Here is a 12,801-nt window from a genome sequence, read left to right as displayed (position 1 = left end):
GGCGCGCTGTCAGTTGGGCTACCGTGCGCGGACGGCGTCGTCCAAGGCCTCCGGCGCCCCGGGGGCCGTGATGACGGCTCGGATCAGCCCCCTCAGGTTCGCTTCTATTTCGCCGTCCCGCATGTAGCTTTCGGCGAGGAGCTGCTTGAAGGACTTGACCAGGGTTGGGTTTCCGTTGCGCACGTTGGAGAGGTAGGCGCGGCCTTGGCGCTCCATCTCGTCGCGCATGGCGCGCGACTCGCGGCTGCGGTCCCGACGATCTTCGCCGCGGCCTCGGTCCGAGCTGCCGCCGTTGGCTTGGCGGAGCTGGTTGTACTGGTCCCGCATCAGCCGCGAGGAGAGGCTGCGCACGAGGCGGTCCCACTGGTCGCCGGTCGCCGACTGGACCTGCTGCCACGTGCTCTCGATGGACTGGCGGGTGCGTTCGGGAACGCCCAGCATGTACTTCTGCTCGTCGCTGAACGTGGCCAAGACCTTGGTGACCGCGGCCGTGACGCGCTGGTCCCACGCCTGGAAGGCGTCCTTGCGGGCTCGGGTGGCCTCGTCCAGCCGCGCCTGCAGGTCGTCGGACACCGCGGCGCCCGCGGCCAGCCTCTGCACCAGCGTCTCCAGCTCGGCATCGCGCTCGTCGAGCCGTTCGATCTGGGCGTCGTAGACGTCGTTCGCCTGCCGCACCGACCACGCGCTGTCCCGAAGGACCAAGATCTGAGGCGGGAGGAACCCGACGCGCCGAACCTCCTTCAGCACCAGCGCCTTTTCGTAGTTGCTCGCCGTTGGGCCCTGGGGCGCCGTCAAGGTGAGGGCCAACAGGGCCGCGGAAATCGTCGTCATGTTTCTCCTCCTTATTGCAATACGTTCTCAAGCCCTCCTCGCGCTCCCCCGGAGTTGGAGGGATCGGCATAATGGGTGGGTGAGCGGGGAATTCGTGTCGTTGGTCGCAGCCGAACTCAGCGCGTCGCAGCGTTACGATCTCCTTGTCGGCGCGGTGCAACCTCGGCCCATCGCGCTGGTCAGCACCCTGGACTCCGAGGGCGCCGCGAACCTCGCGCCCTTCTCGTTCTTCATGGCCGGCGGAAACGAACCGGCGAGCATCATGGTCTCGGCATCGACCAAGGGATCGGGCCAGTGGAAGGACAGCCTGAAAAACGCGGAGTCCACGGGCGAGTTTGTCGTGAATTTCGTGGTGCGGGAGATGGCGGCGGGCATGAACGCAACGTCCTTCAGCTACCCCCAAGGCTTTGACGAGTGGAGCGTCGCGGGCTTCGACCCGATCCCGTCCGTGACGGTCAGACCGCCGCGCGTCGCGCAAAGCCCCGTGCAGTTCGAGTGCTCGCTCTTCCAGATCCTCCGCCACGGCGACGGGCCCGGCTCCGCGAACTACATGGTGGGCGAGGTGTTGCGGATGCACGTGCGCGCCGACCTGTGGGACGGGCGGCGCTTGGTGCACGATGGCTTCCGGCCGATCGCCCGACTCGGCTCCGATGAGTATCTGGACACACGCGCGATGGAAATCTTTCACCTGGCGCGTCCGTCCGGCCCCGCTGAGCCGTCTGATTAGGAACGAACCCAACCATGCGACTCAAGCGCGTCAAGCTCTTCGGATTCAAGACCTTCGCCGACAAGACCGAGATCGATGTCGAGGGCGACATCATCGCCGTCGTCGGCCCGAACGGGTGCGGCAAGTCGAACCTGGTCGACGCCATCCTCTGGGGTCTTGGTGAGGGGACGCCCCGGCAGCTTCGTGCGGGCACGAACCAGGACGTGATCTTCAGCGGCAGTTCCAAGCGCAAGCCCGTCGGCTACGCGGAAGTGACGCTGTTGTTCGACAACGAGGACGGCGCCCTGCCCATCGAAGCCAGCGAGGTCTCCATCACGCGCCGGCTCACGCGCAACGGGGACAGCGACTACTCGATCAACCGGCAATCGTGCCGTCTGCGGGACATCTTCGACCTTCTAGCGGACAGCGGATTGGGCCGCGCCGGTTACGCGATCGTCGGGCAGAAGGAGATCGACCAGGCGCTTGCCGCCTCTCCGGAAGACCGACGGGGCTGGGTCGACGAGGCCGCCGGCGTCCAGCGCTACCGGGCGCGCAAGGTCGAATCGCTGCGTCGGCTGCAGTCGGCGCGCACGCATCTCGATCGCGTACGGGACATCCTTCACGAGATCGAAGCCCAGCGCGAGCCGCTGCGGGAGGAGGCCGAGGTCGCGCGTCGTTACAAGACGGCGCAAACGAGTCTCCGCGAGGTGGAATCCGGCTTGCTCATCGTCGAGGTGGCGCGGGCCCTGCGCGAGGTCGAGCGGCTCGAAGTGGCCGTGCAGGAGTCGATGGAGCTGGTCGGCAAGGAATCGTCCCGCGCGGAGAACCTCGAGCGCGACATGCGGCGCGTCGCGGAGGCGGTCAGCGAGCTCGAGCGCCAGATGGACGGGATTCGGGGCGAACAGCAATCCGCATTGACCGCCATTCAGCGGGCAGAAGCGGGTCTCAAGCTCGGCGAACAGCGGCTTGAGAACCTGTCCGAACTGGAGAAGAACCTCGGCGAGGAGTCGGAGGCGTCGCGAACCCGCATCGAGGAGGTCCGACAGGAGGCCGAGGCGTTCCGGGCGGAAGAGGAGATCGAGCGGGCGAACCTGGAGCGCGTTCGGGCCGAATGTTCGGGGGCGGGCGACGACGCCAGCGCCCTTCGCGAGCAGCTCGCACGGGCCGAGAAGGAGCTGGCCTCTGGCCGCGAGGTGGAGTCGCGTCGCTTGAAGGCCGAGGCCGAGCGCGCCCACCGGAAGGGACGCGAGAAGGAGATCGTCCGCGAGCTGGCGGGGATCGACGCCGGGCTTCCGGACCTTCAGCGCGGGGTCGACGAAGCCCTGGCAGCGCTTCAGGAGATCGAATCGGCGCTTGCGGATTCGCGCGGCAAGGCCGCTCAACTCGAAGAGGCGCTGCAGGCCGCGCGCGAAGAGGACGACCGCCACGCCCAGGAGTCGCGGCGCTGGCTCGCCGAAAAGGCGGCGCTGGAAGGACGGGCGCGCGGGATCGAGGCCACGATCGAAACGCACGAGGGACTCAACCAAGGCGCCCGCGCCGTGATGGAGGCCGCCGAGAACGGAAAGCTGGAAGGGAAGTTCGTGCCGGTGGCCGAGGCGATCGAGGTCGACAAGGAGCTTGCCGTGGCGATCGAAACGGCCCTGGGCGCCGCTTCGAACGACTTGATCGTGCCGGACGAGGATTCCGCCAAACGCGCCATCGCCTACCTGAAGGATCAGCGACGAGGGCGCGCCACGTTCCAGCCGATCCCGTTGATGCGACCGATGGAGCCCTCCTCGGAACTGCGGCGGGTGCTGACCGAGAAAGGGGTCGTGGGCCGGGCGAGCGAGCTGGTGACCTGCATCTCGGCGCATCGACCGGTCGTCGACAGCCTTCTCGGGCGCGTGCTCGTCGTCGAGACCTTGGACCTTGCTCTCAAACTGGCTCGCACCCACGGATGGAGCCGACTGGTCACCCTGGAAGGGGAGGTTGTCCACGGAAGCGGCGCCGTCACCGGCGGCCATTCGGGCAAGACCAGCTATGGACTCGTGCAGCGCAAATCCGATCTGGTCGAGGTGCGGCGTGCCATCGCGGATCTCGAACGGAAGCTCGCCAAGTCGGAGAAGGAAGTGGCGGCCGCGCGCGAGCGTCGGGAGACCGACGAGCAGGCCCTCCGAGCGCTCCGCGCGGAAATCGCGGAGGCGGCGGACGAGCACCAGGAGCGGAGAAACTGGCACGCGAACCTGCAGCAGGAGCTCGAGGGCGCCATGCGGGCCCACAAGAAACTCGAACTCGAGCGAGAGCAGCTCTCGCAGCAAGCTGAAGAAGCGCTTGCCGACCCTGAAGTGGCCGCCCTCGAGTCGCGCCGGGATGCGCTGCTGAAGCAGCTTGCGGCACGGAGCGCCGATGCGGAACAAGCCGAGGAGCGACTCCGCGAGGCCGAAGAGCGGCTGCGCCAGGCGGCGCTCCGGCTCCAACAGGCAGAACGGCGGCTGATCGCCGCGGAAGAAGCGGATTCGATGCGCGCGCGCAAGCTCGACAACCTCGAACCCGAGCGTTCCAAGGCGCGCCAGGAAATCGAACGCGAGCGTGCGGAACTGACGCAGGCGCAGGAACGCAAAGCCAAGGCGGACGCCGAACTGGCCGCGGCCCAAGAGAAGAAGGCGGGCATGCTGCAGCAGAGCTTCCAGTTCGCGGAGGACGCCAAGGCCGCGAGGCAGAACGCGCAGTCGTGCGGCGACGCCGCACACCAGGCGGAGCTCGGCCGCGCCCGTGCCGACGCCAAACGAGCCGCCTCTCTCCAGAGGCTGGTCGAAGAGTACGGCCTCACCGAAGAAGACGCGCTGGAGCAGGAGCACGCGGTGGAGCTTCCCGCAGACGCCGCAACGGTCGTCGGCAGGCTGCGCCGCGAACTGAGGGCGATGGGCGACGTGAATGTGGGCGCCATCGAGGCCTTCGAGCGCCTGAGCGAGCGGTGCGACGAGCTAACCGCCCAAAAAGCGGATATCGAAGAGGGGATCGAGCAGGTGGAAGGCAGCGTCCGCGAACTCGACGCCCTGACGCGGGACAAATTCCTCGCGACCATGGATGCCTTGGAGGTCGCCTTCACCGAGGTGTTCGAGAAGCTGTTCGGCGGCGGAGTGGGAAAGATCAGCCTCAGCACCCCCAACAACGTGTTGGAGAGCGGCATCGAAATCGAGGTCCAACTGCCCGGGAAGAAGCAGCAACGGCTGGAACTGCTCTCCGGCGGCGAGCGGTCGCTGTGCGCGACGGCATTTCTGTTCGCCCTTCTCAAAGTCAAACCAAGCCCGCTGGTGGTGCTCGACGAGGTCGACGCGCCGCTGGACGGCCGCAATGTGGAGCGCTTCGTGGCACTCCTGCGGGACTTCTCCGCGACGTCGCAGTTCGTGGTGATCACCCACAACCCGACCACGATCGAAGCCGCCCCCGTTTGGCTGGGCATCACGATGCAGGAACCCGGCGTCTCGACGCTCGTCCCGGCCAAGCTGCCCAAGGCTGCCGTGGAAGACCGGGAACTCGCGCCTTCGAAGAACTGATCCGCGCCGGCGCATCAAGTCCCACTTCAAGACGTCTAACAAGTTGGAAGTGCACCGATGCTGACACTTGTGCTCTCAATCTTCGCCCTCGCCCTCAACGCATGGGCATCCGACGCCGAACTGATGCACCGTGCGTACCTGTGGGTCGAGGGCAAGCCGTTGAAGACCGCGGAGGGGAAGCCCGCGCCGTTGGCGGTGTGGGGATTGACGGCGCCCATCTTCGCAGAGTCCGCCCAGCGGCCCACGCCAGAAAATCCGATCTCCATCCGCTTCGATATCGCCGAGGCCGACCGGCTCGACCAACTGGCGGGATCTAAAAAGCCGTTTCTGATCGAGTTTCACGTGCTGGAGCCCAAGGAGGGGCGCTTGGCGATTCGGCGCGTCGTGCGTCTCCACGGCACGAAGATCGAGGCGCACTTCAAAGTCATGCCTGGCCACGGTCGCGAAGGCGGTCTCGCCAACCGACCCTACGTCGCGCTCAATCTCAGCGCCCAGTCGATCGAGGCCGGGCCGCCCGATCGCGTGAAACCGACCGGCGGCTGAGGCTACCGGTCGCCCAACCGCTCGGCATCGACCGTGTATGCGGCGATGAACAGGAACATCTCGTCGGTCGTCTCCTCGCCCCACGTGATCGGCTTCGGCGGGTTGTTCGGGTTGTAGGGATTGTCGGACGAGTTGTCGTACGTGCCGACCACCCGCACCCGCGAGCCGCGCGGGAGCTTCAACGGCTCCTTCAACGTGTAGTTCATCTGCCAGTTGAAGTCCCAATCGTCGATGTAGACGATGGGCTTGACCGAGCCGTCGGGAAGCAGCGCCTCCGCCTTCATCGTCCGCCCCAGCAGGTGCATGTGGGGCATCACCGCCCAGACCGTGACATCCGCGGGAATCGGATACTCGAGCTTGACTTCGTGGCTCTTGGCGCCGGCGGGGATGCGGAAGAGGGGGTTGGCCATCCACGCGAGGCGCATCTCCTTGCGGACCGGCTCTTTGGCGAAGTAGAGCGCGAGTCTCGTCTGGTCGGATTCGGGCTTGCCGTTGGGGTGGTAGTGGACCTGCATCACGACCGTCGCGCCGGGTTCGAGCTTGAACGCCGTGCCGGTCGCCGTGCGTTTGGCGCGAAGTCCGGGGGCCCATCCCCCGAAGGAGGAGTCGGGGTTGAAACCGGGTCCGCCAAAGGTCGTGTACCCCTCCTGGCCGTCGTTGGAGCGCTTCTCAAGTTCGGCCGAACGGCCCTTGGTGTCGACGAAGGCGATCACGTGGTGCACGATCGCCTTGTTTCCCGGTCGGACGTCCATGGCCTGGACCCACCGGGTCTCCTTGAAATCGGTCTTGAGGACGAAGTTGCGGTAGACGTCCTGCCCTTCCGCATGGAGTTGGAAGGGCCGCTTGGTGGTGAGGATGAGGTCGGGTTCGCCCAGAGACCACTCCGAAGAGAAGCTGGGTGGTGTGGGCTCCTTCGACGCGTCCCCGCGGGGGGCTCCGTTGTCGGCCCACTTCTTGAGGGTCGCGATTTCCACGTCGGACAGTCGGTTCTCGTCCAGAAACTCCCCGAATCCGTGCACGGGCTTCCACGGCGGCATGCGCTTCTTCTCCGTGATGTAGGCGAGCATGGGGGCGCGCTTCGAGGCCTCGGCGTATCCGATCAGCGAGAAGGGTGCGACCTCCCCGGGGCGATGGCATTCCACGCAGTGGTCGTTCAGCATGGGCGCGATGTGCTCCGCGTACGTGGGATTCTCGGGCACCTCGTCCAAGGCGGCCGACGGGCCCCTTTGGGTGGCGAACACGCCCGCCGAAACGGCGGTGCAGGCGACGATGCCCAGCTTCCAGTCGATCATAGGGTCTATTGTGCGCCAAGTCGGCTCGAGAGGAAGGGGAGACGTGACCAACGGTCCTGTAAACTGCGCCCCATGAGCCGGATCGTCTTCACCGTGGCCCGCGGGCGCCCGAAGTACGGGCGCATGGCCATGGCGCTGGCTCGATCCCTCGACCTCATCGGGGATACGACCCCCCGGGCGGTCTTGACGGACTTGGACGGGTTCGACTGGACCCGCCGTTTCGCGCAGGTTCTCAAACCCAAGGAGCCGCGCTCGGCGCTCGACAAGCTGGTGGCCCTCGAAGAGACCGACGCCGACCATGTGCTCTCGATCGACAGTGACTCCTTGGCCTTCCGCCGCTTGGAGCCTATCTTCGAGGCCTTGCGCGGCAAACCGTTCGTCGTCGTCGGGCATCGGTCCGCGGAGGGGCAATGGCACGGCGCAGACCGAGCCGCCATCTGCCGCGAGCGGGGATTGGAGTCGTTGCCGGCGTTCAATGGAGGTCTGATCTACTACGAGAGACATCCCGACGCCCAGGCGTTGATCGCGCGCGCCCGGGAGATCGAGGGCGCCTTCGACACGACCGGTTTCGAGCGTTTCCGAGGCGGCGCCTCGGAAGAGGTGTGCGTCGCCCTGGCGATGGTCGAGACGGGCCTTGGGGAGATCGTTCCCGACGAGACGGAGTTCATGAACACGGCCGTCGGCCTGATCGGGCCTTTGCGGATGAACGTGTTGGAGGGCGAGTGCTCGTTCGTGTGCCGCCGGCACGCGGTGCGTCGCGTGCGACCCTTCGTGTTCCATGCGGCACGGTACGTGAACTTCGTGACCTACTGGAAGCAGGTGGAGCGCCTCGAGTGGCTCGAGCGTTACGAGGATCGCCATCCCCCCGGCTACATGTCGCCCTGGCAGAAGCTCGAGCGTTCCGTCCAGCGCCGGTATCTGCGATGGTTTCGAGGGCGCGGTTGAGCGGGCGCATCGTCTACACGGTGGCGACGGGCAGTCCGCGCTACGTGGAGATGGCCCTGGGGCTTGCGCGCTCTTTGAGCCTCGCGGGCGACACCACTCCTCGGGTGCTCATGACCGATCTCGACGTGCCGGGGGTGGCGCGGTGGTTCGACGAGGTGGTTGCCCCGACGGTCGGCGTGCCACCGTACCTGCGCAAGCTGGACGCCCTGGCGGGTGCCTCGGCGCAGAAGGTGCTGTTTCTGGACTCCGACTGCCTGGCGTTTGAACGTCTGGACCGTGTGTGGGAGCTTTGCGACGGAGCCCCGATGGCGGTGCAAGGGCGTCCCGTGTACGACGGGCACTGGTACGGCGAACTTCCGGAATTGCTTCCGCGATTGGGGTTGGATCGTTTGTTCCGGTTCAACGGCGGCTTGATCTACTACGAGCGGGGCCCCGAGTTCGAAGCGATCCGGAGCGAGGTCCATGCCGTCGCCCAGGCGTACGGGTCGACGGGTTTCGAGTCGTTTCGGGGCCAGGTCCCGGATGAGCCGTGCGTTTCGGTCGCCCTCGTGCGAACGGGCCTTGGCAGGCTGATTCCAGACGAGGAGGATTTGATGAACACGCCGGTGGGCCTGGTGGGCAAGTTGAGGTTGGACGTGATGCGAGGAGAGTGTGCGTTCGTCAAGCGGGGAAGGGACCTGCGCCTGATTCGTCCGATCGTGTTCCACGCGGGACGGTATGTGAGCAACCTCGCCTATTGGCGGCAGCTCGACACCCTGAAGTGGCTCGAAACGTACGAGGACACGCATCCTGCGGGATACATGTCCCCGTGGCACAAACTCCGTCGCTCGCTCGAGAGGCGATGGCTCCGGTTCGCGAAAGGAATCCGTTAGAGGCCCGACAGATACGTCTGCAGCTCCTCCGCGGACGAGGGCACCTTCAGTTCGCCGGATGCGATCTTGTCGGAGATCGCTTGCACCTGGGCGAGCTTCTCCGGTCCGATGGCCTCTTTGGTGAACCGCATCTCGGAGAGCCCTACGCCGCCCGCCTTGAGGTCGTAAATCTTGTCTCCGGGCGTGAAGGCCCCGTCTCGGAGGTCTTTGATCGTCTGGTAGACCGCCTCGTCGACGCGCTTGATCATGCTGGTCAGGACGCTGCCCTCGGCGATGTCGTCCTGGTCGCTGTCCACTCCGATCGCGTAAACGCCCTTCTCCTTGGCGGCGCTGATCACGCCCAAGCCTGCGCGGCCTGCCGCGTGGTACACGATGTCGGCGCCGGCGTTGATGAGCGAAAGGGCCGCCACCTTCGCGTAGTCGACGTTGTCCCAACTCCCCGTGTACTTGGCGGGCAGCACTTCCACGCCCTTGTCCGCGGTTTTGGCGCCCGCTTCGTAGCCCGCCTGGAACTTCTTGATGAGGGGCAGTTCCATGCCGCCTACGAACCCGAGCTTCTTGGTCTTGGTCATCAGGCCGGCGAGGTAGCCCGCGAGGAAGCTGCCCTCCTCCTCCTTGAACAGGAGGGAGCGCACGTTGTCCGCTGCCACCGACGCGTCCACGATCGCAAACTTCGTGTTTTTGAACTTGGGAGCGACCTTCTCCATGGCGGCCTTCATGTTGATGCCGACCCCCACGACCAAGTCGGCGCCCTGTTCGGCGAGGGCCTCGAGATTGGGTTCGTAATCCTTCTCGCTCTTGCTCTCGACCGACCGCTCGAGGATGCCGAAGTCCTTCTGCGCCCGTTCGACACCCGCCCAGGCGCTGTCGTTGAACGACTTGTCGCCGCGGCCGCCGCTGTCGAAGACGATTCCGACCACAAGCTGCTTGGCGGCCGGCTTGCCGTCGGGAGTTTCATTCGATGCCGATGCGTTGTCCTTCGGCCCGCCGCATCCGGCGAGGAGCATGGCTCCGATCGCGGTCCCTACGAGTGCTGATACCTTCACTGAAATCCTCCGGGCAGGTAAACTAAGCAGATTATGGCGCACCCGCCGCGGCAAATCTCCGCCGGTTACGCCTGTACGAGGAGTCCGTTTGATCACCTGTCATCTCACCAAGCTTGAAACTGCGCTGGACAGCGTCCGCAAGTCCTATCCGAAACTGAAGCCGGCCGACGCCGCGTTGCTGGCGAGCGCCTTGACGCTGGCCGGGCGCCACGCGCTGGCTCTTTATGAAGGCAAGCAGATGCAGTGGCCCGACGATTACGAGAAGCTGACGAAAGCCATGTCGGCCCAGTTGGAAGCGGTGAGCGAGCAGTTGGAGGCCAACGCGCCCAAGCGCACAAAGAACTCTCCCGAAGAAGAGCCCGTGGTGATCACGGTAGGCTTGACGCCCAATCTTTCAGCGGGCGAGAAGGTGCTGGAGGGTCGCGACGACCTGAAGGCTATGCTGAGCGATGTGCTTCAGGAGGGGGTCGAGTACCTCTACTCGCCCACCGACATCGGTTGGCAGTGGGCCCTCGACCGCGCGAATTGGGCGACCGTGTCGGCCGGAGAGGTGAGCCGCCGCATCAAGGTCAAGGCGAGCTTCACCGAGGGTGCGGTCGGCGTCGAGATGGGTGTGGGCGGCACGAAGAAGCGCGCCCGCAAGAAGAAAGAGCCCGAACCCGCCGCCTCATAGGCAAAGAGGCATGGGAGCGCGCGCGCTCGCGCGCCGCCCTGAACCCCAGGGGTTACCGCGAGAAAGATGCTCCTACGCCTCCGGCGCAGGACCGCAAACCCCTCAGCTGGAGGGTTCGCCGGAGCAGGCCGGCGCTTCGGCCTTGGGCTCGGAGGCACTCGGCGCGGGGCTCGAGTAATCGTTGATGTGGAAGCCGGAGCCCTTGAACATGACGGCGCTCGGCTGGATCAGCCTTCGCAGGGAGCCCTTGGATCCGCAGTCGCAATCCTTCAGTGCGTCTTCGACGATCCTCTGCTCTACTTCAAACACCTTTTCGCAGGTGCGGCACTCGTACACGTAGGTCGGCATGGCGAACTTCTTCCTGGCAGTCGAGGGCGTCTGACCCCGGACCCAATGTGACACAATACCCACGAGGCCGTGGCAGTTCCCGCGGGTTGCGATTTCACTATTTATGTTCGGTCAGTTGTTTGAGTGGGGCGACCTCGCCACCGTTGGATTCCTCATTCTTCTCGAGGCCCTGCTCTCGGCGGACAACGCTCTGGTGCTTGCGATCATGGTGCGGCACCTGCCGCGGGACATGCAGCGCAAGGCGCTGATGTACGGGCTCGGGGGGGCGTTCATCCTGCGCTCCGCGGCGATCCTGCTGGCCGCCTTCATCATCTCGTTCTGGTGGCTCCAACTCATCGGCGCCATCTATCTTCTGTACCTCCCGGTCAAGCACTTCATCGACCACGCGTCGGAGAAGGAGATCAAGGGCAAGAAGATGGGCTTTTGGGCCACGGTCGTGTACCTGAACCTGGTGGACACGGCCTTCGCGCTGGACAGCGTGATCGTCGCCGTGGCCGTAGTGGATACGGTGCGGCATCCCGACAAGCTCTGGGTGGTGATCGCGGGGGCGATCCTCGGGATTGTGATCTTGCGGTTCGCCGCGTCCTATTTCATCCGGATCTTGGAGAAGTACCCCGTTCTCGACCACGTTGCGTACGTGCTGGTCGGGTGGGCTGGGCTCAAACTCGTGTTCATCTCGGGCCACTCGTTCGTGCGTTGGTACGATGGCGGGCATCCCGGTGCGCCGTTACCGTTCGAAGTGCCCGAGATGCCTTCGTGGCTCTTTTGGCTGGGGATGGCGGTGATTGCGATCGGCGGATCGTGGTTGGCGGTCCGAAACGGTCCGCGTGCTCCGGAGGACGAGGTGCCGGACGAGCAAGCTTTGGCGGAAGCGGAGACGCATCCGAGCGGCACGCCTCGGTAATCTCGTCCGGCGGACGGGGAAGGAGCAGTTCATGGATCGGAAAGTGCGTGTTGGGATCATCGGGACCGGGAGCATTGCGCAAACGTGCCACATGCCGGCTTACACCGGCCTTGCCGAGAAGTGCGAGATCGTCGCGATTTGCGATATCGACCCGGTCGCAGAGAAGGCGGCGAAAACGAAGTTCGGCGTCACGCGGACCTACAAGGACTACCGGGACTTGATCGCAGACCCCGAGATCGACGCGGTTTCGGTGACGACGCCGAACGCCGTGCACAAGGACCCGACGGTGCGGGCGCTCCAAGCGGGCAAGCACGTGCTGTGCGAGAAGCCGCTTGCGATGAATGCCGCGGAGTCCCGAGCGATGTGTCAGGCGGCGCGGGACAGTGGGAAGATCCTGCAGGTTGCCCTTCAGCAGCGGTTCAGCGGTCCGATGCGCTTCATGAAGGAGTACATCGACGCCGGCCATATGGGCGACATCTACTACGCGCGCGCCCAGGCGCTGCGGCGACGGGGCGTGCCGGGGTGGGGCGTGTTCATCGACAAGGAGAAACAGGGTGGCGGCCCGCTGATCGACATCGGGGTGCACATCCTCGACATGACGCTCCACCTCATGGGCTATCCGAAACCCGTGAGCGCGAGCGCCAAGACGTGGAACATGCTGGGCACCAATCCCGAGCTTTTCAACAACTGGGGCGACTACGATCGGGCGGCCTTCACCGTGGAGGATTTCGCCGTGGGCCTGATCAAGTTCGACAACGGGGCCGTGGTCGTGCTGGAGAGCAGCTTCATGGGCAATTTGGACGGGGATCCGTTCGCGACGCAGCTCTTCGGAACCAAGGCCGGCGCCATTGTGAAGGGGTGGGGCGACGACGCGGTCTCGATCTTCACCGAACAGGACAAGCAGCTCTTCAACTTGAAACCGATCAACGTGCCGAAAGTGGAGTCCGCCTACACGGCCGAGGTGCATGCCTTCATCGACGCGATCTTGCAAGGCGGCACGTCGCCGGTCCCCGGAGAAGAGGGCCTGATCCTCAACGCGATCTTTGACGCCATGTACAAGAGCAGCGACTCCGGCAAGGAAGAACCGATCGACGTGTCCTTTTAG

General features: G+C 65.4%; 12 protein-coding genes. 8 read left to right on the top strand and 4 right to left on the bottom strand.

The window, feature by feature from the left end:
- Window positions 1-18 precede the first annotated feature (18 nt).
- Window positions 19-831, bottom strand: coding sequence for a hypothetical protein (locus M9921_01325; protein ID MCO5295476.1), 813 nt, complete (start codon window positions 829-831; stop codon window positions 19-21).
- Window positions 832-910: 79 nt separating this feature from the next.
- On the opposite strand from M9921_01325, the gene M9921_01320 reads away from it, so the two are divergent.
- The 3 genes from M9921_01320 to M9921_01310 are packed head-to-tail and all read left to right on the top strand — an operon-like array spanning window position 911 to window position 5,616.
- Window positions 911-1,558: a flavin reductase family protein gene (locus M9921_01320; GenBank protein MCO5295475.1), complete on the top strand. Its 648-nt coding sequence runs from the start codon at window positions 911-913 to the stop codon at window positions 1,556-1,558.
- 14 nt (window positions 1,559-1,572) lie between these two features.
- The gene (smc, locus tag M9921_01315) at window positions 1,573-5,073 is read left to right on the top strand and encodes a chromosome segregation protein SMC (GenBank protein MCO5295474.1); all 3,501 of its coding nucleotides are present in this window, start codon (window positions 1,573-1,575) and stop codon (window positions 5,071-5,073) included.
- 57 nt (window positions 5,074-5,130) lie between these two features.
- A complete protein-coding gene (locus M9921_01310) occupies window positions 5,131-5,616 on the top strand; it encodes a hypothetical protein (protein MCO5295473.1) in 486 nt (161 codons plus the stop codon).
- 2 nt (window positions 5,617-5,618) lie between these two features.
- Here M9921_01310 and M9921_01305 read toward each other — a convergent pair whose 3' ends face one another.
- Window positions 5,619-6,908, bottom strand: a complete 1,290-nt coding sequence (locus M9921_01305) for a hypothetical protein (protein MCO5295472.1) — start codon at window positions 6,906-6,908, stop codon at window positions 5,619-5,621.
- A gap of 72 nt (window positions 6,909-6,980) precedes the next feature.
- On the opposite strand from M9921_01305, the gene M9921_01300 reads away from it, so the two are divergent.
- Both M9921_01300 and M9921_01295 read left to right on the top strand, forming a co-directional pair.
- The gene (locus M9921_01300) at window positions 6,981-7,853 is read left to right on the top strand and encodes a hypothetical protein (protein ID MCO5295471.1); all 873 of its coding nucleotides are present in this window, start codon (window positions 6,981-6,983) and stop codon (window positions 7,851-7,853) included.
- On the top strand, window positions 7,850-8,725 hold the full coding sequence (locus M9921_01295) for a hypothetical protein (protein MCO5295470.1): 876 nt from the start codon (window positions 7,850-7,852) through the stop codon (window positions 8,723-8,725). Before M9921_01300 ends, M9921_01295 begins: the two co-directional genes overlap by 4 nt.
- Here M9921_01295 and M9921_01290 read toward each other — a convergent pair.
- A complete protein-coding gene (locus M9921_01290) occupies window positions 8,722-9,771 on the bottom strand; it encodes a BMP family ABC transporter substrate-binding protein (GenBank protein ID MCO5295469.1) in 1,050 nt (349 codons plus the stop codon). The genes M9921_01295 and M9921_01290 overlap by 4 nt on opposite strands.
- 88 nt (window positions 9,772-9,859) lie before the next feature.
- Here M9921_01290 and M9921_01285 point away from each other — a divergent pair, with 88 nt between their 5' ends.
- A complete protein-coding gene (locus tag M9921_01285) occupies window positions 9,860-10,444 on the top strand; it encodes a hypothetical protein (GenBank protein MCO5295468.1) in 585 nt (194 codons plus the stop codon).
- A 102-nt stretch (window positions 10,445-10,546) separates the two neighbouring features.
- On the opposite strand, the gene M9921_01280 is transcribed toward M9921_01285, so the two are convergent.
- Window positions 10,547-10,792 carry a hypothetical protein gene (locus tag M9921_01280; protein MCO5295467.1) on the bottom strand — a complete coding sequence of 82 codons (246 nt, stop codon included), beginning with the start codon at window positions 10,790-10,792 and terminating at the stop codon, window positions 10,547-10,549.
- Window positions 10,793-10,895: 103 nt separating this feature from the next.
- Here M9921_01280 and M9921_01275 point away from each other — a divergent pair, with 103 nt between their 5' ends.
- Window positions 10,896-11,696, top strand: a complete 801-nt coding sequence (locus tag M9921_01275) for a hypothetical protein (GenBank protein ID MCO5295466.1) — start codon at window positions 10,896-10,898, stop codon at window positions 11,694-11,696.
- Window positions 11,697-11,727: 31 nt separating this feature from the next.
- Entirely contained in the window at window positions 11,728-12,801 is a 1,074-nt protein-coding gene (locus M9921_01270) for a Gfo/Idh/MocA family oxidoreductase (protein ID MCO5295465.1), read from the top strand.

Source organism: Fimbriimonadaceae bacterium (genome assembly GCA_023957775.1).
Classification (GTDB): domain Bacteria; phylum Armatimonadota; class Fimbriimonadia; order Fimbriimonadales; family Fimbriimonadaceae; genus JAMLGR01.
This window is presented reverse-complemented; position numbering and strand designations above follow the sequence as displayed.